Source organism: Microbacterium sp. APC 3901, assembly GCF_030407765.1.
Lineage (GTDB): Bacteria > Actinomycetota > Actinomycetes > Actinomycetales > Microbacteriaceae > Microbacterium.
The window spans coordinates 131,394-153,013 of the sequence record NZ_JASDCU010000002.1; the positions used below are offsets into that span (position 1 = coordinate 131,394).

At 67.3% G+C, this 21,620-nt stretch carries 19 protein-coding genes; 2 read left to right on the forward strand and 17 right to left on the reverse strand.

Annotated features, from left to right (window positions below; genetic code table 11):
• Positions 1-76: 76 nt before the first annotated feature.
• The 8 genes from guaA to QMA07_RS02205 form a co-directional block, all read right to left on the reverse strand.
• Positions 77-1,663 carry a glutamine-hydrolyzing GMP synthase gene (gene guaA, locus QMA07_RS02170; RefSeq protein ID WP_290159661.1) on the reverse strand — a complete coding sequence of 529 codons (1,587 nt, stop codon included), beginning with the start codon at positions 1,661-1,663 and terminating at the stop codon, positions 77-79.
• Positions 1,660-2,172: a DUF3817 domain-containing protein gene (locus QMA07_RS02175; protein ID WP_290159663.1), complete on the reverse strand. Its 513-nt coding sequence runs from the start codon at positions 2,170-2,172 to the stop codon at positions 1,660-1,662. The genes guaA and QMA07_RS02175 overlap by 4 nt, the downstream gene beginning before the upstream one ends.
• Positions 2,173-2,212: 40 nt before the next feature.
• On the reverse strand, positions 2,213-3,190 hold the full coding sequence (locus QMA07_RS02180) for a carbohydrate kinase (protein WP_290159665.1): 978 nt from the start codon (positions 3,188-3,190) through the stop codon (positions 2,213-2,215).
• The gene (locus QMA07_RS02185; RefSeq protein WP_290159666.1) at positions 3,187-4,383 is read right to left on the reverse strand and encodes an ADP-dependent glucokinase/phosphofructokinase; all 1,197 of its coding nucleotides are present in this window, start codon (positions 4,381-4,383) and stop codon (positions 3,187-3,189) included. Before QMA07_RS02185 ends, QMA07_RS02180 begins: the two co-directional genes overlap by 4 nt.
• 29 nt (positions 4,384-4,412) lie before the next feature.
• Complete coding sequence (locus QMA07_RS02190) at positions 4,413-5,276, reverse strand: ketose-bisphosphate aldolase (protein WP_290159667.1); 864 nt, start codon at positions 5,274-5,276, stop codon at positions 4,413-4,415.
• Positions 5,277-5,320: 44 nt separating this feature from the next.
• The gene (locus tag QMA07_RS02195) at positions 5,321-6,166 is read right to left on the reverse strand and encodes a carbohydrate ABC transporter permease (RefSeq protein WP_290159668.1); all 846 of its coding nucleotides are present in this window, start codon (positions 6,164-6,166) and stop codon (positions 5,321-5,323) included.
• A gap of 2 nt (positions 6,167-6,168) precedes the next feature.
• Positions 6,169-7,092, reverse strand: coding sequence for a sugar ABC transporter permease (locus QMA07_RS02200; RefSeq protein WP_290159669.1), 924 nt, complete (start codon positions 7,090-7,092; stop codon positions 6,169-6,171).
• 83 nt (positions 7,093-7,175) lie between these two features.
• On the reverse strand, positions 7,176-8,471 hold the full coding sequence (locus QMA07_RS02205) for a sugar ABC transporter substrate-binding protein (RefSeq protein WP_290159670.1): 1,296 nt from the start codon (positions 8,469-8,471) through the stop codon (positions 7,176-7,178).
• 249 nt (positions 8,472-8,720) lie between these two features.
• On the opposite strand from QMA07_RS02205, the gene QMA07_RS02210 reads away from it, so the two are divergent.
• A complete protein-coding gene (locus tag QMA07_RS02210) occupies positions 8,721-9,530 on the forward strand; it encodes a DeoR/GlpR family DNA-binding transcription regulator (protein ID WP_290159671.1) in 810 nt (269 codons plus the stop codon).
• A gap of 9 nt (positions 9,531-9,539) precedes the next feature.
• On the opposite strand, the gene QMA07_RS02215 is transcribed toward QMA07_RS02210, so the two are convergent.
• The 8 genes from QMA07_RS02215 to QMA07_RS02250 all read right to left on the reverse strand — a co-directional run bounded on the left by QMA07_RS02215 (position 9,540) and on the right by QMA07_RS02250 (position 18,720).
• Complete coding sequence (locus QMA07_RS02215; protein ID WP_290159673.1) at positions 9,540-9,890, reverse strand: DUF2510 domain-containing protein; 351 nt, start codon at positions 9,888-9,890, stop codon at positions 9,540-9,542.
• Positions 9,887-10,636 (reverse strand): hypothetical protein, encoded by a 750-nt coding sequence (locus tag QMA07_RS02220; RefSeq protein ID WP_290159674.1) that lies wholly within the window; start codon positions 10,634-10,636, stop codon positions 9,887-9,889. Before QMA07_RS02220 ends, QMA07_RS02215 begins: the two co-directional genes overlap by 4 nt.
• A 3-nt stretch (positions 10,637-10,639) precedes the next feature.
• Positions 10,640-10,945 (reverse strand): hypothetical protein, encoded by a 306-nt coding sequence (locus QMA07_RS02225; RefSeq protein WP_290159676.1) that lies wholly within the window; start codon positions 10,943-10,945, stop codon positions 10,640-10,642.
• Positions 10,938-11,486 carry a hypothetical protein gene (locus tag QMA07_RS02230; protein WP_290159677.1) on the reverse strand — a complete coding sequence of 183 codons (549 nt, stop codon included), beginning with the start codon at positions 11,484-11,486 and terminating at the stop codon, positions 10,938-10,940. The genes QMA07_RS02225 and QMA07_RS02230 overlap by 8 nt, the downstream gene beginning before the upstream one ends.
• 22 nt (positions 11,487-11,508) lie before the next feature.
• A complete protein-coding gene (locus QMA07_RS02235) occupies positions 11,509-11,799 on the reverse strand; it encodes a WXG100 family type VII secretion target (RefSeq protein WP_290159678.1) in 291 nt (96 codons plus the stop codon).
• 127 nt (positions 11,800-11,926) lie between these two features.
• Entirely contained in the window at positions 11,927-16,552 is a 4,626-nt protein-coding gene (locus QMA07_RS02240) for an ExeM/NucH family extracellular endonuclease (RefSeq protein WP_290159679.1), read from the reverse strand.
• 236 nt (positions 16,553-16,788) lie between these two features.
• On the reverse strand, positions 16,789-17,547 hold the full coding sequence (locus tag QMA07_RS02245) for an SURF1 family cytochrome oxidase biogenesis protein (protein ID WP_290159940.1): 759 nt from the start codon (positions 17,545-17,547) through the stop codon (positions 16,789-16,791).
• 57 nt (positions 17,548-17,604) lie between these two features.
• Positions 17,605-18,720, reverse strand: coding sequence for a GuaB3 family IMP dehydrogenase-related protein (locus tag QMA07_RS02250; protein ID WP_042539210.1), 1,116 nt, complete (start codon positions 18,718-18,720; stop codon positions 17,605-17,607).
• Positions 18,721-18,796: 76 nt separating this feature from the next.
• On the opposite strand from QMA07_RS02250, the gene QMA07_RS02255 reads away from it, so the two are divergent.
• Positions 18,797-19,876, forward strand: a complete 1,080-nt coding sequence (locus QMA07_RS02255; RefSeq protein WP_290159681.1) for an FAD-dependent oxidoreductase — start codon at positions 18,797-18,799, stop codon at positions 19,874-19,876.
• Position 19,877: 1 nt separating this feature from the next.
• Here the strand turns inward: QMA07_RS02255 and QMA07_RS02260 are convergent, their stop codons facing one another.
• Entirely contained in the window at positions 19,878-21,566 is a 1,689-nt protein-coding gene (locus QMA07_RS02260; RefSeq protein ID WP_290159683.1) for an ATP-binding cassette domain-containing protein, read from the reverse strand.
• Positions 21,567-21,620 lie beyond the last annotated feature (54 nt).

The following is a 21,620-nucleotide window of genomic DNA, read 5'->3' on the forward strand; positions in this document are numbered from 1 at the left end:
GCTCCTTCGTCACTCCCACTCGCCCGCTGGCGCGGTCGAGTGCCACTCAGTGCCTACGCGAGTGGGAGCTCCTTCGTCACTCCCACTCGATGGTCCCCGGCGGCTTCGACGTCACGTCCAGCACGACGCGGTTGACGTCGCGAACGCCGTTGGTGATGCGGTTCGAGATCTTCGAGAGCACGTCGTACGGCAGACGGGTCCAGTCGGCGGTCATGGCGTCTTCGCTCGACACCGGACGCAGCACGATCGGGTGGCCGTAGGTGCGGCCGTCGCCCTGCACGCCCACCGAGCGCACATCGGCGAGCAGCACGACGGGGCACTGCCAGATGTCCTGGTCGAGGCCCGCCTTGGTGAGCTCCTCACGCGCGATCGCATCGGCTTCGCGCAGGATCTCGAGGCGATCCTGCGTGACCTCGCCGATGATGCGGATGCCGAGGCCGGGTCCGGGGAACGGCTGGCGGCCGACGATCGCCTCGGGGATGCCGAGCTCGCGCCCGATCGCGCGGACCTCGTCCTTGAACAGGGCGCGCAGCGGCTCGATGAGCTCGAAATCGAGGTCGTCGGGGAGCCCGCCGACGTTGTGGTGCGACTTGATGTTCGCGGTGCCTGCGCCGCCGCCGGACTCGACGACATCGGGGTAGAGGGTGCCCTGCACGAGGAACTTGACCGGGGCGCCGCCCGAGGCCTTCGCCTCGGCGACGAGGTCGAGCTGCACCTTCTCGAAGGCGCGGATGAACTCGCGACCGATGATCTTGCGCTTCTCCTCCGGGTCGGTGACGCCCGCGAGGTGACCGAGGAAGACGTCTGCCGCGTCGACCGTGATCAGACGGACTCCGGTCGACTCGACGTAGTCCTTCTCGACCTGCTCGCGCTCGCCCTTGCGGAGGAGCCCGTGGTCGACGAACACCGCGGTGAGCTGGTCGCCGATCGCCTTGTGCACGAGGGCAGTCGAGACCGCCGAGTCGACGCCGCCGGAGAGCGCCGAGATGACGCGCGCGTCACCCACCTGCTCGCGGATGCGCTCGACCTGCTCGGCGATCACGTTGTCGCTGTTCCAGTCGGAGGCGAGTCCCGCACCCTTGTGCAGGAAGTTCTCGATCACACGCTGGCCGTGGTCGGAGTGCTTCACCTCGGGGTGCCACTGCACGCCGTAGAAGCCACGCTCCTCGTTCGCGAACGCCGCGACCTTGGTGGCGTCGGTCGTGGCGAGCACGTCGAAGCCCTCCGGCGCCTTGGCGACCTGGTCGCCATGGCTCATCCATACGTTCTGCTCGGCGGGCTGGCCGGCGAGCAGCGTGCCGCCGTCACCCGAGATGACGGCATCCGTCGCGCCGTACTCGCGGAGGCCGGTGTTCGCGACCTCGCCACCCAGGGTCTGCGCCATGTACTGGAAGCCGTAGCAGATGCCGAGCGTGGGCACGCCGAGATCGAAGACGGCGGGGTCGAGGCGGGGAGCGCCCTCCTCGTAGACCGATGACGGACCACCAGAGAGGATGATCGCGACCGGGTTCTTCTCGGCGATCTCCGCGGCCGTGGCGGTGTGCGGCACGATCTCGCTGTAGACACCGGCCTCACGCACTCGACGGGCGATCAGCTGAGCGTACTGCGCGCCGAAATCGACGACGAGTGCGGGGCGCTGCTGGGTCTCGGACTGCTCGGTCAACGGGCACCTTCCGTAACAGGGGCGGAGGCCTCAGCGGCCTCACGGGTGGCGAGGTAGGTCTTGACTTCACGGGCGACGATGGCCTCCATGAAGAACGACAGCAGCGGGATGACACCGCCGAGCGCGAGCAGGATGAACCGCGGGAACGGCCAGCGCATCAGGCTCCACATGCGGAAGCACGCGAACAGGTACACGACGTAGAACCAGCCGTGGGCGACGAGGATGAACAGCGACACGTTGAATCCGTCGCCGAGGGAGGTCATCTCGCACGAGTTCGTCCAGGGTGCGAAGAGCGACCACCACTGGCAGTCCGCCCCGGCGAGGACGCCGGCGAACCACACGGGCCCACCAGACCCGCCGACGAACAGTTCGAGATGGATCGGCGTGTACTTCAGCACCATCTCGGTGACCAGCAGGAGCAGCATGACTCCGGTGATGATCGACGCGATCTGGTAGAACTTCAGCGCACCACGGATCGCCGGAAAGCTGGCGACTTTCGGTTCGGGCATGACTCCAGTCTAGCCGGGGAGGATCCGGGGCGATTGCGGCTCAGGGAGCAGGTGGGCGCGCCACCAGCAGCTCCCCCGCGCCGGTCGCGTCGAGTGCTCCGGCGGCGTCCGGCACGAGCAGCGAGGAGCCGGCACAGAGCCGCCGACCGTCGATCATGACCTCCCCCCGACTCACGATCACGATCGCGAAACCGCGTCCGACCACAGCCGCACCGTCGACGGGAATCCGCTCGAGCCGGAAGTACTCGTCGGCAGCCACGGGAAACACGGACCCGGACCCGGGGGCCGTGCTCACGAGCATCCGGAGCTCGTCGCGTGATCGCGCCGCCCTGTTCACCGCGGCGAGCGCGAGGGCGAAGCCGAGGCCGAGGTGCCCGACAGCCGCGCCGTCGATTGCGAAGTCCCCCCACTCGAGCAGGATCGACAGGTCCTCCGGCTGCTGCAGCTCGAGCAGCAGCACACCGGCCCCGATCGCATGCAGCTCGCCCGGCGGCACCCAGACCACGTCACCCGGTGCGACCTCGACCTCGTGCAGCAGACCGAGCAACGTCGTCGCGTCCTGCCGATCGACGAGGGCGGCGAGATCAGCGGCCTCGACGCCCTGACGCAGGCCGACGTGCACCGTTCCGCCCTGCAGGATGTACCAGGCCTCGGCCTTTCCATGCGCGCGGCCGAGATGCGCCGCCGCGAAGTCGTCATGCGGGTGCGCATGCACGGGCAGCCGTTGTCCCGCATCCAGCAGCTTCACCAGCAGCCGCGTGTCGGCGCCCCACCGCGCGACGTGCTCGTCGCCCAGCCAGGTGATCGGATCCTGCTCGACGGCGTCACGCAGCACGCGACCGTCGGGGAGCGTGGTGAGACCGAGCTCGGGCTCGCCGCGAACCGTGGTCGTCGACCCGATCCAGTCCTCGGGCTCCCGAGGCGCATCACCGCCGTCGCCTCGGAAGGCGCTGATGCGCGCGCCGCCACGGTAGAAGCGCTCGGCCGGCCTATTCGACGGCAGCAGGATGGGGTTCACGCGTGCTCCTTCGATCGCACGGCTCCCGCGAGGAAGCCGCCGACGAACGTGTCTCCGAGACCGACGGTGGTGGGCGATGCGACATCGAGTGAGAATGCCGCGACGCCGACGGCATCCGGCAGAGCGGCCTCGACTGCGGCGACCAGGGCCTCCCCTCCCCCGTGGCGGGGCATCGCAGCCGTCTCATCGACGTCGTCCGCCCGCAGTGCGTCGCCGACGCGGTAGCGGGTGGCGGCGACTCTCACGGCGCTGTCGAGCGCGGCACGATGTCGAACCGCATCCGGCCCTGTCGCGAACGCCCAGTACCGGGTGTGCACGACCAGCGCCCGCGCCGGGATGATCATGTGCGCCTCGAGGAGCGCGCGGATGACGTCGGCCGGGTCGAGGAGGTTCACGGAACGCCCCAGATACTCCTGCAGCTCGTCCTCGTTCATGCCGTAGACGTCGATCTGCGGCAGCAGTCGTGCACGCACCGTCTCGGCGAAGTCGCGGGTGTAGAACCCTGCGTCCTCGTAGTAGACGAGGGAGTCGTGCGGAAGACTCCGCATGGCCCGCTGCACCTCGGCCAGCCGGAGTTCGAGCAGGTCGTGATCCTGCATGGTGTTGAACCCCGAGACCAGGAAGACTCCTGCGTCGCTGAGAGCGGACGAGAGGTCGCCGGAGAGCAGCATCCGCCTGTTCGGCGGATCATTGGCGAAGATCAGTCGGTTGGGGGCGGGCGAGACCACATCGCCGTCCGTCAGCCGCACGTGCGCACCGACCGGGTACTGCACGATGAGGTGCGGATCGAGTGTGTCCTCTGTCGCCGACGAGATGTAGGAGATCGACTCCGGCAGCAGACGGCGTACGTTGTCGTCGATGCTGACGAGGTGCTGGACGCTCGGGATGCCGAGCGCATCGAGTACGAGGCCTGCCCGCACACCGGTGCCCCCGAGGGTGATCGAGTGCTCGAAGTGCGACACGAAGTCCTCGATCACCTGAGACGATGCGACGAACCTCTCCGCACCTGTTCCCGAGGCGACGAACGCCAGCACCGCAACCAGCAGGGAGCGTTCGTCGATGATCGGCGCCGTGGTGGTGAGTTCGTGCCGCCGCACACCGTGTGCGTGCGTCAGCCTGTCGAACACCGACGAATCCCACGTGAGCTCGTAGTCGACGGTGCCGCCGAGTCCGAGTACGAGCGTTCTGTCCACGTCGCCGATCATCCTTCCGAGGTCGAGGTTCAGTACAGCGAGGCCTTGCCGTCTGCACCGAACAGGTCGATCTTCTCAGCAGCCGTGGCCTTCATGGCTTCGAGCGCCATCGGCTGGATCGCGTTCGGCTCGCGCAGACGCCGATCGGTGCCGAGGATCTCACGCATGCGGTTGTGGTACGAGACCTTGATGTCGCTGGAGATGTTGATCTTGTTGACGCCCAGCTCGACCGCACGGCGGAGCTCGGCATCGGGGTTCGACGAACCGCCGTGCAGCACCAGGGGGATGCCGATCGCCGCCTTGATCTCTTCGAGCAGATCATGGCGCAGCTCGGGGTTCTTGTCGCTCGGGTACAGCCCGTGCGAGGTGCCGATCGCGATGGCGAGGCTGTCGACCCCGGTCTCCTCGACGAAGCGCACCGCGTCGGCCGGATTCGTGTAGATGATCTCTGCCGCGCCCGACTCGCCGTAGCTGTCGTTGGCCCCGATGGTGCCCAGCTCGCCCTCGACCTGGATGCCCACGGCGTGCGCGGCGTCGACGACCTTGCGGGTCAGCGCGACGTTCTCGTCGAACGGCAGCAGCGACGCATCGATCATGACGGAGGTGAAGCCGGCCTTGATCGCCGTGATGATCTGCTCGTAGCTGCCGCCGTGGTCCCAGTGGATCGCGACGGGCACGCTCGAGCGGTGCGCACGCGAGTGCATCGCGGCGATCAGATCAGTCGTGATGTGGGACACCTCGTCGGGGTGGATGGCGATGATGACCGGGGCGGCCTTCTCCTCGCTGATGTCCATGACGCCGTTGAACATCGCCCAGTCGCTGATGTTGAACGCCGGGATGGCGAAGTTGTTCTCGTTGGCGACATCGAGGATGGATTTGCCGGTGTAGAGCACGTGTTTCTCCTGTTTCGTGGTGGTGGTGTGTCCGTCGGACGACGTCAGCTCTTCACGGACCCCGCCGTGAGACCGCTGATGAAGTACCGCTGGAAGATGAGGAAGAGGATGAGCACCGGGATCGACCCGAGCACGCTCATCGCCATGATCTGGTTCCACTCGTACGAGTGCTGGCCCATGAGCAGCTGGATGCCGATGGGCACGGTGCGCATGTCGATGGTCCGCGTCAGCGTGAGCGCGAAGAGGTACTCGTTCCACGCGATCATGAACGTGTAGATGCCGACGGAGACGATGCCGGGAACCGAGATCGGCACCAGGATCCGCCAGAGCGCAGTCATGGAGCCGGCGCCGTCGACGCGGACGGCTTCGTCGAGCTCCTTCGGGAGGGTGTTGAAGTACCCGGTCATCATGATGATCGCGTAGGGAAGCGTGAACACCATGTAGGTGAGGATCAGGCCGAGGTACGAGTTGTACAGCCCGAGCGCGACCATGAGCCCGAAGTACGGGATCAGCAGCGTGATCGGCGGCACGGCCTGCACGCTGACGATCACGACGTTCAGGATGCGCTTGCCCCGGAACTCGAACCGGCTGAACGCGTAGGCCGCCTGGATCGCCACCAGCAGGGTGAGTATTGTGACCGACCCCGCCACGATGTAGCTGTTCAGGAAGAACCGCATGGTCTCGGGGTTCGTGAAGATCGCGATGTAGGCGTCGAACGAGAAGGTGTCGGTGATCAGCCGCGGAGGCAGCTCGAAGATCTGGGTGTTCGACTTGAACGAACTCGACAGCATCCACAGCACGGGACCGGCGGCGAAGACAGCGCCGATGATGAGACCGATGGTCAGGCCGGTCTTGGCGACACGGCGCTGGCCGAGGGCGGTGAGAGCCATGATCAGTCCCTCGCTTTCTGGTGACGGACGTAGAACACGGCGAGCACCATCGACATCAGCAGGACCAGCACCGCGGAGGTCGCCGCGAGCGAGAAGTCGTACTTGGCGAAGGCGAGCTTGTAGGTGAAGGTGCTGAGGACCTCTGTGACATCGATCGGTCCGCCGCCCGTGGTCATCCAGATGAGGGCGAACTGCTGCGACGTCCAGATCAGGTCGAGCAGCACGAGGCTGATGATGATGGGGCGCAGCTGCGGGATGGTCACGTTCCAGAACCGCTGCAGGCTGTTCGCGCCGTCGACGGTCGCGGCCTCGTGCAGTTCGGCAGGCACACCCTGGAGGCCTGCGAGCAGGCTCACCATGAAGAAGGGGTAGCCGGCCCAGATGTTGATGAAGATGATGGTGCCCAGCGCGAGCTGCGGAGAGGCGAGCCACTCGATGTCGGTGTTGAGCAGGAAGTTCACCACGCCGTTCGGAGCGAGGAGCATGCGCCACAGCACCGCGATCACCGCGACCGTGAAGAGCCACGGCAGCACGTACAGAGCCCGGAACAGGGAGCGAGAGAACCGACCGAGCAGCGGGCTGTTGAGCATCATCGCGAACGCGAGTCCGAGCACGAGGTGAGCGGCGACGCTCGCCACCGTGAAGAGGATGGTGTTGCCCGTCGCCTTCCAGAAGCCGGGATCCGAGAGGATCTCGACGTAGTTCCGGATTCCGACGAACTCGGGCGACTTGTTCAGGATCACGTTGTCCTGGAACGAGTACCCGATGACCATCACGATCGGGATGATCATCAGCACGAACAGCAGGATGATCGTCGGGGAGAGGAATCCGTACGACTCCGTGGTCTTGCGCAGCTGTCGGCGTCGTCGCGACAGCGCGACCCCTGTGACGATCACCTCGGTGTCGTCGGACATCTTCAGGCTCATGGGAACCGGTGCTCCTTGGTTGGTCGGGTGCCGCACCGCACTCGTCGCGGTGCGGCACCCCGTTCAGGTGGGGAGACGGTGGATCAGAACTCGCCGACCCACTCCTCCTGTGCCTTCTGGAGCGCGTCGTCGATCGACTGCTGCCCGTCGAAGGCCGACTGCAGCTGCTCTCCGAGCTGACGCATCAGCTCTTCGGCGACGGGGAGGCCGGTGAACTCGTTCGCGGGGTAACCGGCCTGGTAGATCTCGAACGCCTGCGCGAACAGCTCATCGTCCTCCACGAATCCGGGAACCGATGTCGAGTTGCCGGGGAAGGCGTTGGCCATCGTCGAGAGCTCCGAATTGGTCTGCTCGCTCATCAGGAACTCGACCAGCTTGAACGCGGCCTCCTTGTGCTCCGAGTTCTCGGCCACGCCGATGCCCCAGGATGCGTAGGGGATGCCCCGCTCGCCGTCATAGCCGTCCTCTGCCGGCAGCGCCGAGATCGAGAACTGCAGGTCGGGGTTCGTCTCGCGGATCAGATTGATGTGCGCCAGCGAATCGATCATCATGCCGACGCGGCCGTTCGTGAACTCCTCGACCTTGTCCTGCTCCTTCATCGTGAAGGAACCCGAGGCGATCGAGCCGTCGTCCCACATGCCGCCGATGAAATCGACCGCAGAGGTCACGTCGTCGTTGGTCAGATCGGGCTGACCGTCTTTCAGCATCGAGCCGCCCGAGGCCCAGACCCACGACATGACGTCGTTCTGCACGCCGTTCGGAGCCTCCAGCGACAGCGGGAGGACCCAGCCCGAGACATCGCCGCCGAGCGCCGAGACCTTCGACGCCGCATCCGCGAACTCCGTGCGGGTGGTGGGCGGAGCAGTGACGCCCGCCTCTGCCAGCAGGGTGTCGTTCGTGAACATCGGGTAGACGAAGTTCACGACCGGGATCATATAGGTGCTGCCATCGACCTGGATCTGGCTGGCGAGCTCGCTGTCGTCGTAGTCGTATTCCTCCATGAGCGCGCTCAGGTCTGCGATGACGCCCTGAGAGGCGAAGTCGTTGACCCACGCGCCGTCGAGGCCGACGACGTCGGGCATCGTGCCGGACGCCGCTCCGGCGAAGAGCTGCTCCTTGGTCGATGCGTAGGGTCCGCTCACGAGCTCGACCGTGATGCCAGGGTTCGCATCTTCGAACTCATCGATGAGCGCCCGGAACTCGCCGTCGGGGAGTTCGGGCTCCCACCACTGCGCGAATTCGATCGTGACGTCTCCGCCGTCCCCGCCGTCGGTTCCGCTGTCGCCTGCCGCGCACCCAGCCACGGCCAGGACTGTCACGGCTGCTGTCGCGGCGCCCGCGAACGTGAGAATGCGTCGCCCTCGTCCCACTGTGATCATCACTTCTCCTCTTCGAGATCGTGCCGCATACGCGCTTCGATGCTTGTTCATGCGGTTTTGAGCAATGTTATGCCGTCATTTGCCGAAACGTCAAGCGTTTCTTTGCGCTATTCGATGGATGTACTCACAGATCCATCGCTACATCGCCGTCACGACGGGCACAGAACGCGACGGTGCCGACCCGTCCAATCTGCTGTTTTCTGCTGAACTCTGCCGACTTTGCCGCTCTTATGTGCTAGAGATGTGTGCATGGAAGCAACCGCACCGTCGCCCAAGCGCCGCCTCCCGGCGGGCCGGAAGGCGGATCTCGCCTCGTACGTCGAGCAGGTGGGAGAAGTGACCGTCGGCGGCCTCGCCGAGCACTTCCATGTCTCGATCGACACGATCCGTCGTGATCTCGACCAGCTCGACCGTGAGGGCGTCGTCATCCGTACCCACGGAGGAGCTGTCAGCGCGGAGGGGCAGCTGAAGGACCGCGCGCTCGACGTCCGCCTGCGGATGCAGACCGAGGAGAAGGAGACGATCGCGCGCCTCGCCGCGGGACTCATCGACGACGGAGCGGTCGTGATGCTCAACGCCGGAACCACCACGCTGGCCCTCGCGCGGGCTCTTCGCAATCACCGCGACCTCACGATCGCCACCAACAACCTGCGGATCCCCGCCGAGATCCCCCCCTCCGCCTTCCGCGACCTCTACGTGTTCGGCGGCGCCGTCCGCGCGATCACGCAGGCCACCACCGGTCCCGTCACGTTCATGATGACCCCGGGGGGACCGGAGGTCGACATCCGCTGCGATCTGGCGCTGATCGCCGTGGGGGCCATCGACGAGGCGGGCTTCTCGACGTCGAACATGGGCGACGCGAACATGATGGCCGAGATGATCCAGCGCGCCGACCGCACCGCGATCCTCGCCGACTCGTCGAAGTTCGGGCGACGACTGTTCGCCCAGGTCACGACCCTCGACCGGGCCGACTACCTGGTCACGGACGCTCCTCCTTCGCCTGCCTTCGCCACCGCGCTCGCTCAGGCAGAGGTCGAGGTCGTCAGCCCCTCAGCCTGACCGCTCTCGTCATCGGGAGGCGATCGGGCCACCGGGCGTAGGGGGAAGCGCCGCGATCAGCCGGGACCCGGTGATCGCGGCGGCGACGATCGCCGCCGTGCCGGCTACCGGCAGCAGGGCGAGCGCGAACGCAGCGCTCGGACCGAAGGCGAACGAGAAGACGAGGAACGCCGCCCAGGCGACTACGCCGACTCCGACCCACATCCACTGCATCCTGGTCGTCGCCGTGCGGAGTGCTGCGGCCGTGGTCGGTCGCCCGTGATGGATGACGTTCTCGGTCCATTGGCGACCGTCCCACCACCTCTGGGTGCGTCGGTGGACGTCATACCAGCCCGGCGACGCGGGTCCGCCGCCGCTCATGAGGCGAACGAGGGCTGGGGCCACGAGGGCAGGGCGGTGGACGAGAGAACACCCGAGAGCACGGATGCGCGAGACTCCGAGTCGCCTCGTCCGATGAAGTATCCGATCACGTTCAGCAGGAGTCCGATGATGCCGATCGCCAGTCCCACCCATGCGACAGGCGTCGCGAAACCGCCGATGATGGCTACGACGAGTCCGGCGATGCCGACCACACCGCCGATCGCGTTGAACAGGTTCGAGGAGTACCACGCGTCCTGTGACGCTGCCGCATCCCGGAGCACACGCACGAGCCCGTCGACCGACGTCTCGAGTTCGTCGACCTGATCCTCATGGAGGTCATACGCCGACAGGTAGTGCCGCGCCGCGTCGGAGTCCCATGCTCCGCTTCCCAGACCGGCCAGCCGAGCCGTCGTGCACTCCGCATCGACGCGACTCTGCACACTGCCGATGCCTTGCACCAGCTTGTCCGCTTCGGCGCGCAGAACGGTGGGAAGACCCATGCGTGCGACCCTGTCGCGCATCGCGTTGAGGATCTCCCGCATGATCCCGATGTTGGCGAGGAGTGCTGCCATCGCTGCGTGGTACGCGGCGTCCTTCGCCCAGTCCGGCCAGGGAACGCCGAACGTCGAGAGGCTGTCGGCCCACGCGCGCGCCACGGCCGGCGCCCCGCGCTCTGCCTTGTCGAGCTCTCTCAGCCCATCATCGATCACGTCGATGATCCATTGCCCCATCGCCTCCGGATGCATACCTCACGCCCCCCTGATGTCGCGGCCGACCTCGTCTTCGGTCTTCTCATAGATCTCCGCCACCTGCTCGAGCCGCGACCCCATGGCACGGAAGAGCGTGCCGCCGTCACGGATCTTCTGCCGGAGGTCGGCCGCCGCCGCGAGATACTCGTCGCGAAGGGCTTCGAACCCCGGCTGATCCGAGAACGCCCAGTATTCGAAGGTGTCCGAGATGCTGTCGGCTCCCGCCGCGAGAGTGTCGCCCCATCCCCGCCAGAGTTCGGCGTCAGCCCGCAGCACCCCCGTATCGACCGTGTACCCGTCACTCATCGTTACCCCCATCGTCAGCACCTGCGCGTCGCGCGATCACCGTGTTCACGGTCGTCTTCACGACATCCGCGAACTCGACCGCGGTGGCGGACGCCCTCCATTCCGCGTCGATCGTGACCGAGAACTGACCCAGTGCGTCGACCGCGACCGTCAATTCGGGGAAGACGTGCCGCTCGGATTCGCCTTCGGGTTCGGCTACCACGGCGTCGATCGCATCCTCAGCCGGCAACCCGCCCTGCAACAGCTGCATGACCTGGTACGCCTTCGCCGAGACATCGGGCATGGCCGAGATGCCCGCGAGCGCAAGAGCGGAGTCCGTGGCTGCGGCGAGCGCGGTGGCCGCCGCGTTCATGTAGCCGCTCGGATCGACGGCGACCGACGAGACGAGCCCCTGGGCATCGGCCTCGATCTCGACGAGTGGGCCACGCTGAGCGACCTCGCGCGTCAGTCGCGCCATCTCGGCCGAGAAGTCCGCGGCGATCTGCCTGGACTGACCGCGGAGAGCGTCGATGCGGGCGGTCAGATCATCTGAGGGAGTCATGTGAGAGGCATCCGTGCTCGGGTCAGGCGACGAGGTCGATGATGGTCGCTTCGGCGTGGCGATAGCTTGCGAGCGCGCGCTGCAAGGCACTGATCGCGCTCGTCAGCTCGTCGAGAGTATAGGTATGGTCCGCTTGCCACTGATCGTGCCGACTCTCGTAGGCGTCTGCGGCTTCGCCGTCCCACCCTGCGAGCATCAGCTGCGATGCACTGTCGAGAGCGGCGCCCTCGGCCTGCAGATCGGAAAGCGCCCCGAGCAGGACATCGATCATGGTCTGTATCTGGTCGAAATCGACCTCGACTGCTACCCCCATGCCAGCACCCTAACATCCCTCCTCCGCGCTGCACGGCGGCACCCTGACGTCCTCGGGAACGACGAAGGCCGCCGGGATCGCCCCGACGGCCTTCGTGCGTGTGAGGCGGGTGTGCCGCCCGGTGCGGTCAGAACCAGCCGTTGAGGAGATCCCACAGCCAGTCGATGATGCCGCCGATGATCCCGCCGATGCCGCCTGCGCGGTTGACCGTGACCGTCGCGGTCGCCTCGTCACCGTCTGCCTGCGACACCGCAACCGTGTACTTGCCGGGCTGAGTGCTCTTCGGCACCGTCACGGAGGTGGAGAAGGTGCCGTCGGCCTTGACCTGGACGGAGCCGACCTCGACGGCCGATCCCTTCTTCGGTCGCAGCTCGACGGTCACGCTCTCACCCGGCAGGTAGCCCTCACCCGTGATCGTGAGCTTCTTGCCCGCGGCCACCTTCGACGAGCCGAGGTCGATCGAGCCGGCGAACTCGACCGGTTCCTCGCCAGCGATCGTGAACGGCACCTGCACGGTCGTCCCCGTCCCGGCGACGGCGACGGTGAGCAGCCGCTCTCCGAAGACGCCCGACGGAACCGTGAAGCCGAGCGACGCACGCCCCGCCTCATCGGTCGCGTCGACGATCGTCGGGTCGACTGCACCCGCAGCGAGCTGCGTGTCGCCGAGCGACAGCGTCACCGCACCCGGCGCCTGCTCCCCCGCGCTGAACGCCAGTGATGAGAGAGCGACCGTCACCTGGTCGCCGGCGCTGTAGCCGTCGGCATCCGGGGCGCTGACCGAGACACCCACCGCGCGCTGCGCGAGGTCGGGAGTCGCCGTCTGGTTCGCGTCGAACCAGTCGACCATCGACTGCAGATCGATCTTGCCGGTGTCGCGCTTGCCCGCGCCCTCACGGAAGGTGAAGAAGTTGTCTCCACCCGCTGCCAGGAACGAGTTCGCAGCGACCGTGTAGCTCGCGGCCGGATCGATGGGCGTGCCGTCGAGCGTGATCGAGGTGATCCTCGACCCCTGGGCCCCGGCGGGGTCGTAGGTGTACACGAGTCCCTCCGAGACGCCGAGCTTGAGGAACGGACGAGCCGAACCGGCCGGCTGCCACTGCTCTTCGAGCACACCCTCGAGCTGCTCGCCCGTGAGCGACAGCGTCACCAGCGTGTTCGCGAACGGCTGCACCGTGGCGGCCTCGCGGTAGGTGACGTTGCCGTTCGGGTCGTTCGCGTTCGATGAGGCGTACGTCAGGTTGGCGCGGATGCCGCCCGGGTTCATCAGCGCGATGTCCGCACCGGTGGACCACTTCTGCACGTCGGCGACGAAGTTGCCGATGGTGGATTCGCCACCGCGGTTCTCCGAGCCGTTCGTCTGACGAGCGCGGTTGAAGTCGGCAGTGATGTCTCCGACCTTGACCGCGCCGAGCACGTCCGCCTCGGCCTTCGCCTTCGCGACGATGTCGGCGACCTCCGGAACCGCCGGGTACAGGGCGGTTCCCCCCGAGGTGAGGGGCTTGATCTCGTTGGTGATCGAGATCAGGTCCTTCGTCTTCGGGTCGACCTGGAGGTTCATGAGACCGAGGTTCTCGCCGTACTGACCCGCCGAGATGACCGGACGGCCGTCGATGACGTGGTTGTAGGCGAGGTGGGTGTGAGCCGACACGATCGCGTCGACGTCGTCATCGACTCCGTAGACGATCTCGCCCAGAGGCGAGTCCGGAGTGATGCTCGACAGTTCGGCACTGGATGCGCCCTCGTGGACGAGGAGGATGACGACATCCGCCTCTCCGTTGGCGGCGTCTCCGTCGCGGAGGTCGTCGGCCACGGCGTTCACCGAGTCGACGATGCTGCGCACCTCGAGATCCGCGATGCCCTCAGGGGACACGAGCGAGTCGAGGTCTTCGGTGACTGCGCCGACGAAGCCGACGCGCACGCCGTCGAGTTCCTTCACCCAGGCCGGTGCGAGCGCAGGCTCGCCGGTCTCGGTGACGAAGACGTTCGACGAGATGTACTCCCAGTCCGCGCGGTCCTGGACACGGTCTCGCAGGTCTCCCCAGCCCTGGTCGAACTCGTGGTTGCCCGCAGCGCTGACATCGAGACCGGCCGCGTTGAGCGCGTCGATCGTGGGGTTGTCGTCGTTGATGAACGAGGTGAACGTCGAGGCGCCGATCAGGTCGCCGACGCCGGCGAAGATCGTGTTCGGGTTCTCCGAGCGGAACTGCTGCACCGCTCCCGCGACGACCGCCGCGCCCGCCGCAGCCCCGTCGGCTTCGATGCGCCCGTGGAAATCGTTCATCGTGACGACGTCGATGCTCACCGGCGGGATCTCAGACGAGACTCCGACGATGATCGGGTCGTGGTCGCTGGAGCGGAACGGCGTGCCCGCCTCGGTCGCGCCGAACGCGTAGCCGCGATCGCTCCACTCGGGGGAGTTGATGCTCCACACCCCTGCGCCCGTGATCGACTCGGCCAGCGACGGCGATGCGAGAACGTGGTCGAGCGAGCCGAGCTCGCCGTCGAACGTGTAGGTGTGCTCCTCGGGAGCCTTCTCGCGGGCGACGTCGCTCCAGCCTTCGCTCGTGAAGACCTCGATGGGGTCTTCCTTCGCGTAGGCGTTGAAGTCCCCGATGAGCAGGATGTCGCTGCTGCCAGTGACCTCTTCGATCTCGGTGGCGAAGTCCTTGAGCGACTCGGCCTGCTTCACGCGATCGGCGTTGAAGAAGCCCTGGCCGTCAGCAGGCTCGGTGCCACCGCCCTCCGGCGCCGACTTCGACTTGAAGTGATTCGACACCACGGTGACGACGCGGCCGTCGATGTCGAAGGCCTGCGCGATCGGCTCGCGAGCGTTGCTCCACACCGTCTCATCCGTGACCGTGAGGCTCTCGCCTACGGTGCTCACGTCATCCTTCTTGTAGATGATCGCGCTGGTGATGAAGTCGGTCGTCGCCGAGTCGTTCAACTCGTCGGGAGTGCGGACGTAGTCCCACTCCTCGCTGCCCAGCGCATCGTTGAGACCGTCGACCAGGTCGTCGAGCGCCTCATCGAGGGTGCCGCCCAGCTTGATCGAGTTCTCGATCTCCATGAGCGACACGATCTCAGCGTCCAGGCCGTTGATCGCCGCGACGATCTTCGACTTCTGGATCTCGAACTGAGCAGCGTTCGCCGCGCCCCGGGCATTCGAGTTCTCGCTCTTCAGCGTCGTGAAGTAGTTGAAGACGTTGAACGATGCCACCTGCACATCGCCGCCCACGGCCGGAGCCGCGTCAGCGCGCGGGTTCGTCGCCTCGAAGCCCACCTTCAGGTCGGCGGACGAGGCGCTGTCGATCGGCACGACCGGCTGCAGACGCCAGTCGTCGAAGCCGTACTGGAGCACATACCCGTTGTCGCCGAAGTCGACGGTGTCTCCGTTGCGGACGACGAGGTCCTCGGTGAAGTACGGCTGGTCGTTCGGGTGGCCGCTGTTCGAGACCTGGATCGACCATCCGTCGTCGAGCAGGATGCGGTTGGCGCGGTTCGCCGCCGCGATCGCCGCGGCTTCGGCTCCCGGGCGCGTGGTCTCCGTGCTCTTGACGTTCAGGTCGGCGCCGGCGTTCAGCCAGAGCGTGCCGAAGTTGAAGAGCTGGTGGCTGGACGCGAGGCGATAGGTGCCTGCGGGTGCCACGTACATGTTCTCGTACTGCTCGCGGTCGACGCCGACTGCGGCGTCGGGAAGAGGCGTGGTCTCAGGGACGCCCACGCCTGCCCGCACGACGGAGATGCCGTTCAGCGATGCCGGGTTGATCTGGGTCTGGCCGAAGTACTCGCTGACAGAGCCGGTGATCGAGACGAGGTCTCCGATCGCGAGCGTGGGGGCGAGCGCGTTCAGGAAGACGAAGACGCCGTCCGAGGCTCCCGGCGTCGCGTCGTTCGCTCCGCCGGAGCCCTCGGTCTGGATGACGATGCCCTTGTATCCGCCGGTCCGGTAGTCGGCCGTGACGACACCCTCGACCGTGACGGTCTGGCCGTTCAGCGGCGAGACGTCGGTCGTGCCCTGCACGTCGGCGATGGACACCTCGGTGGGCTCAGGGTCGGGATCGGGAGCCGTGCCGGCGTTCTGCGGCGTGATGCTGGGCGACAGGCTGAAGTCGGCCCTGTTGTCGTCGGTGTCCTTGCCGCCGGTGCGGTTGAGCGACTTCACGTCGGTGTTGCCCGCCGGCGGCGTGGCCGCGGCGGTCTCGAACGTGTTCGAGCTGCCATAGCCGAGCACGTCGATGACGCCGTCGACACCCGTGACCGAGCCGGGTGTCAGCGTGATCGCCGCCGTGCCCTCGACGAGTGCGAGTGTGCCGTTCGTGCCGCTCGGGTTGAGAGTGCTCACGGCGTCGGCCGTGGGCAGTGCGGCGCCGTTGGCGCCGTTGCTGCCTGCCTGCACGAGATAATGGCCGCCCGCGGGGATGACACCGGTCAGCGGTGCGACGCCGTTGGAGGCTGCCGTGCCCGTCGCGGATCGGTACTGCAACGAGAGCCCGTCGAGGGTGACGGGCGCCGCCGTGGGGTTGTAGAGCTCGACGAACTTGTTCGTGAACGCCGCACCGGCACTGCCTCCGGAGAGATAGGCCTCGTTGATCACCACCCCGGTTCCCGAGACATCTGCGGAGGCTGGCGCGACGATCAGGGCGCTGGCGCCCAGTGCGGCGACGCAGGTGGCGGCGAGAACGCCGAGACGCCCCCGACTTCTGCGATCTGACGCGGGAACCTGGCGGTTCGCGGCATCGGGAGCGGACATCATCTGTGTTGTCTCCTCGGGTGGGGTCTGGCGACGGCTCTCGTGAAACCGCGGCTGTGCGCGCTCTCAGCCGGCGCACATGTGAGCGAGCATACGGAGGCCCTCGGACAACCTCAACGGAGTTTTCCGATTGGTAACCAAGCCCTCACCGAACGTCCGAAGGCGCCCCTGACGAAGGTGGAACATCGTACGGGCAGACGCTCAGATGCGCGCAACTCCCCGCGCGGATGCGGGTCGGGTCAGGTGGGATCGCCGGCTGCGGCCACGGCGTCTTCGAACTCCTCGACCTCTCGCTCCCACTGGTCCTTGGCGAGTCGGTACCAGAGATAGAACGCGAACCCGGCGAAGATCGCCCACTCGGCGGCGTAGAAGATGTTGAGCCAGTTCACCGGCGACTGCTCGTCGGGCGCCGGCGAGGAGATGTCGGTGAGACCTGCCGTCGCGGTGGCCGAGGCCAGATACGGTCGGTACACATCGAGGTCGTCGATGTCGTGCCAGTGGCTCAGGAGCGCGGCTGTCGACATCCGGTCCATGCGCTGCGGATCGTCCTTCGGGGGCAGGGCGGGCCCCTCGTCGGAGATCACCCGTCCGACGATCGACACCTCCGCGTCGCCCTCGTTCAGCTCTGCTACGGCCGCATCGGCGACCGCACGGTCGGCGGTCCAGCCGATCGCCACCGCTATCGACGTGCGCTCCGCGACCCTCAGCTGACCGGTCACCCAGTAGCCTTCGACGTCGTCATTGAATCTGCTCGACACGATGAGGAAGTCGTTGGGGATCCAGGTGCCCGACGTCTCGACCTTCTGCCCCACGAGCGGTTCGGGCAGATACTGCCCCGGCTCGACGACATCGGTCAGCGGACGCACCTGCTCGGTCGCGCCGGCGGGAGGCGGATCCGTCTCGATCGCCCGCTCGAGCTGCCATTGGCCGAGCCACGCGAACACACCGGCGACCACCAGGCACAGCACGAGCATCCCGATCCATCGCCCCCGGAGCATGACCTCGCGGAGAGTGGGCGGGAAAAGAGCAGCAGAAGTCACAGCGTCGTGCGTGCCTCAGGCCTCGTAGGGCGCGAGGACGACCTCGACCCGCTGGAACTCCTTGAGGTCGGAGTATCCGGTGGTGGCCATCGACTTGCGGAGCGCCCCGATCAGGTTCGACGTGCCGTCGGCGACGGGAGCAGGACCGTAGAGGATCTCCTCGAGCGTGCCGATTCCGCCGACCTCGACGCGGCGGCCACGAGGGAGCTTCGGGTGGTGCGCTTCAGGACCCCAGTGGAAACCGCGGCCGGGTGCGTCCGTGGCGCGGGCGAGCGCGACGCCGAGCATGACCGCGTCGGCCCCCATCGCGAGCGCCTTGACGATGTCTCCCGATGTTCCGACTCCGCCGTCCGCGATCACGTGCACGTAGCGTCCGCCTGACTCGTCGAGGTAATCACGACGAGCGGCGGCCACATCCGAGACGGCCGTGGCCATCGGAGCATGGATGCCGAGCGTGGCGCGAGTGGTCGATGCCGCTCCCCCACCGAATCCGACGAGGACGCCGGCTGCCCCCGTGCGCATCAGGTGCAGTGCCGCGGTGTAGGTGGCGGCTCCGCCGACGATGACGGGAACGTCGAGGTCGTAGATGAACTTCTTGAGGTTCAGTGGTTCGTCGACGCTCGAGACGTGCTCAGCCGACACCGTGGTGCCGCGAATGACGAACAGGTCGACGCCCGCCGCGGCGACGGTGTCGTAGAACTCCTGCGTGCGCTGCGGAGTCAGGGACCCTGCGACGGTCACGCCGGCCTCGCGGATCTCTGCGAGGCGCTGCGTGATGAGCGCCGGCTTGATCGGCTCGGAGTAGAGCTGCTGCATGCGCGCGGTCGCCTCGCCCTCGTCGAGGGCGGCGATCTCGGCCAGAAGCGGCTCGGGGTTCTCGTAGCGGGTCCACAGACCCTCGAGGTCGAGGACGCCGAGTCCGCCGAGCTGTCCGAGCATGATCGCGGTCTGCGGGCTCACGACGGAGTCCATGGGTGCGCCGAGCACCGGGATGCCGAAGCCGAAGGCGTCGATGGTCCACGCGGTCGACACGTCCTCCGGGTTGCGGGTGCGCCTCGAAGGCACCACCGCGATGTCATCGAACGTGTACGCGCGTCGCGCACGCTTGCCTCGGCCGAGCTCGATCTCCATGGTCACCACCCCAGACTACCGGGCGCACGCGATGACGCCGACGGCTGGGAGACTGAGATGGAGCCCGGGAGGCAATATGTCGGATTCGACGGAGGTCGCCGTCATCGGCGGCGGTGTGATGGGCCTCGCGACCGCGTGGGAGCTCACGCGGCGAGGGATGAAGCCGGTCGTCTTCGACCGCTTCGCCCGCGGACACCATCAGGGCGCATCGCACGGCGCGACGCGCAACTTCAACAACGCCTACGACGAAGAGCACTATCTCGACCTGCTCATGCGTGCGCGCGAGGGGTGGGATGCCCTCGGGCAGCCCGACGGCGAGCCGCTGCTGCGTCTGCACGGCCTGGTGACCCACGGCGATGCCGACATCGTCGCGATCGGGCAGAGACTGATCGAGCGAGGCATCCACGCCGAGATCCTGACGGCCGGCGAGGCATCATCGCGCTGGTCGGGCATGCGCTTCAGCGATGAGGTGCTGTTCTCCCGCGATGCGGGCGTCGCCAGGGCCTCCGCCGCGCTGGGCGAGCTCGAGCGCCGCATCGTCGCGGCGGGAGGCGAGGTGCGCTGGGAGACCCCCGTGGCGCGCATCGACGACACCGACGAGGGCGTCGACATCGTGCTGGACGATGGTCGGGTGCGGGCGGACGTCGTCGTCGTCACCGTCGGCGCCTGGACCGAGCGGATGCTGCCGGGCATCCGCCTGCCTCGCCTGGAGGTCACCGAGGAGTTCCCCGCGCACTTCACGCCCGCGCGAGGATCCGCCTGGCCGTCCTTCAATCACTACGTCGACACCGACCGCCACCCGGCCACGGTGTACGGCATGCCGACACCGGGCGAAGGCGTCAAGGTCGGGTTCCACCGGGCGGGCGATCTCGTCGATCCGGACGCCCGCCCGCACGCGGTCACGCGCGCGCACGCTCTCGCGGCCTACGTGCGCGAATGGCTGCCCGGTCTCGATCCGGCGTCCGCGGTGCCGATCAGCTGCACCTACACCTCGACGGACGACAGCGCCTTCGTGCTCGATCGGCGGGGACGGGTCGTGGTGGGCGCGGGCTTCTCGGGGCACGGGTTCAAGTTCGCACCGGGCGTGGGTGCGACGCTCGCAGATCTGGCGATCGACCCGTCCGCCCTCGCGGCCGCGCCTTTCCGCCTGCCCTGACTCAGCGCGCCCGCGACACGCGACGCTCGTCCCACACCGGGACGTCGGACTCGTAGACCTCTCCCTCCGACCCGAACACGAGGAACCGGTCGAACGAGCGCGCGAACCAGCGATCGTGGGTGACCGCGAGCACGGTGCCCTCGAAGCGCTGCAGAGCGTCTTCGAGCGCCTCGGCGGATTCGATGTCGAGGTTGTCGGTCGGCTCGTCGAGCAGCAGCAGCGTCGCGCCCGAGAGCTCGAGCAGCAGCACCTGAAAGCGCGCCTGCTGTCCACCGGAGAGCGATTCGAAGGTCTGCTGCGCCTGGCGGACGAGCCCGTAGCGGTCGAGCACCGAGCTGGCTGCATCCCTCGGCATGCCTGCTCTCCGTTCGTCTCCTCGGTGCAGGATCTCGAGCAGCGTTCGTCCGACGAACTCCGGATGCGCATGCGTCTGAGCGAACAGCCCCGGCACGACGCGCGCGCCGAGCGTTGCTCGCCCGCTGTGCTCGACCGGCGTGAGATGCTCGCCGGTCGAGGTCACATGACCCAGCGTCGGGTCCGGATCGCTGCCTCCGCGCGCGAGCAGACGGAGGAAGTGCGACTTGCCCGAGCCGTTCGAACCGAGCACGGCGACCCGATCGCCGTACCAGACCTCCGCATCGAACGGCCGCATCAGACCGCTGAGCTCCAGCGCCTGCGCGACCACCGCGCGCTTGCCCGTGCGCGCACCGCGCAGTCGCATGTCGAAGTCCTGGGCCGGTGGTCGCTCCTCGGGCGGGCCCGCCTCCTCGAACTTGCGCAGCCGGGTCTGCGCGGCCTGATATCGCGACGCGAATCCGTCGTTCGCCGACGCCTTCACCTTCAGATTCGCGACGAGGGTGCGCAGCTTCTCATGCTGCTCGTCCCACCGGCGACGGAGCTCGTCGAGCCTGTCCATCCGGTCGCTGCGAGCCTGGTGGTAGGTCGCGAATCCCCCACCGTGCACCCACGCCGACGCACCGGCGCCGCCCGGTTCGAGAGTGATCAGCCGGTCGACCGCCCGCGCCAGCAGCTCTCGGTCGTGCGAGACGAGCAGCACGGTCTTCGGCGTCTGTCTGAGCTGCTCCTCGAGCCAGCGCTTCGTCGGCACGTCGAGGTAGTTGTCGGGTTCGTCGAGCAGCAGCACCTCATCGGGGCCGCGCAGGAGCGCTTCGAGAGCGAGCCGCTTCTGCTCGCCGCCCGAAAGAGTCGTGAGCTCGCGGAAGCGCGCTCGCTCGTACGCCACGCCCAGAGCAGCGACCGTGCACTGATCCCAGACGGTCTCGTGCTCGTACCCGCCCGCATCCGCGTACTCGGCGATCGCCGTCGCATACGCCATCTGGGTGTTGTGCTCGTCTCGCTCGATCAGCGCGTCCTCCGCCGCCTCGAGAGCCTGCGCCGCCTGGCGGATGCGCCGAGGTGCCACCCGGACGAGCAGCCCGTGAACGGTCTGCCCCGGCTCACCGTGGCCGACGAACTGATCCATCACACCGAGCCCGCCGTCGATCGTGACGACTCCGGCATCCGCGGCCTGATCGCCGCGGATGATGCGGAGCAGCGTCGTCTTCCCCGCCCCGTTGGGTCCGATGAGCGCGCTCGTCGAACCGGCCCCGACGCGGAACGTCGTCTCGTCGAGCAACGGCCTGCCGTCAGGAAGGGTCAGCGAGACCCCTGCAACATCTATGTATCCCACCGTGCGTGGCCGTCCTTCCGCCCGCATGGCGAGCCGACCAGGCTATCAGGATCC

Excerpts from the sequence above, each read along its gene's own strand:
- QMA07_RS02195 (WP_290159668.1), bottom strand. The coding sequence starts at position 6,166 with ATGGCTCTCACCGCCCTCGGCCAGCGCCGTGTCGCCAAGACCGGCCTG.
- QMA07_RS02255 (WP_290159681.1), top strand. The coding sequence starts at position 18,797 with ATGTCGGATTCGACGGAGGTCGCCGTCATCGGCGGCGGTGTGATGGGC.
- QMA07_RS02200 (WP_290159669.1), bottom strand. The coding sequence starts at position 7,092 with ATGAGCCTGAAGATGTCCGACGACACCGAGGTGATCGTCACAGGGGTC.
- QMA07_RS02210 (WP_290159671.1), top strand. The coding sequence starts at position 8,721 with ATGGAAGCAACCGCACCGTCGCCCAAGCGCCGCCTCCCGGCGGGCCGG.
- QMA07_RS02175 (WP_290159663.1), bottom strand. The coding sequence starts at position 2,172 with ATGCCCGAACCGAAAGTCGCCAGCTTTCCGGCGATCCGTGGTGCGCTG.
- QMA07_RS02225 (WP_290159676.1), bottom strand. The coding sequence starts at position 10,945 with ATGAGTGACGGGTACACGGTCGATACGGGGGTGCTGCGGGCTGACGCC.
- QMA07_RS02205 (WP_290159670.1), bottom strand. The coding sequence starts at position 8,471 with ATGATCACAGTGGGACGAGGGCGACGCATTCTCACGTTCGCGGGCGCC.
- QMA07_RS02250 (WP_042539210.1), bottom strand. The coding sequence starts at position 18,720 with ATGGAGATCGAGCTCGGCCGAGGCAAGCGTGCGCGACGCGCGTACACG.
- QMA07_RS02240 (WP_290159679.1), bottom strand. The coding sequence starts at position 16,552 with ATGATGTCCGCTCCCGATGCCGCGAACCGCCAGGTTCCCGCGTCAGAT.
- QMA07_RS02245 (WP_290159940.1), bottom strand. The coding sequence starts at position 17,547 with ATGCTCCGGGGGCGATGGATCGGGATGCTCGTGCTGTGCCTGGTGGTC.
- QMA07_RS02230 (WP_290159677.1), bottom strand. The coding sequence starts at position 11,486 with ATGACTCCCTCAGATGATCTGACCGCCCGCATCGACGCTCTCCGCGGT.
- QMA07_RS02215 (WP_290159673.1), bottom strand. The coding sequence starts at position 9,890 with ATGAGCGGCGGCGGACCCGCGTCGCCGGGCTGGTATGACGTCCACCGA.
- QMA07_RS02220 (WP_290159674.1), bottom strand. The coding sequence starts at position 10,636 with ATGCATCCGGAGGCGATGGGGCAATGGATCATCGACGTGATCGATGAT.
- QMA07_RS02235 (WP_290159678.1), bottom strand. The coding sequence starts at position 11,799 with ATGGGGGTAGCAGTCGAGGTCGATTTCGACCAGATACAGACCATGATC.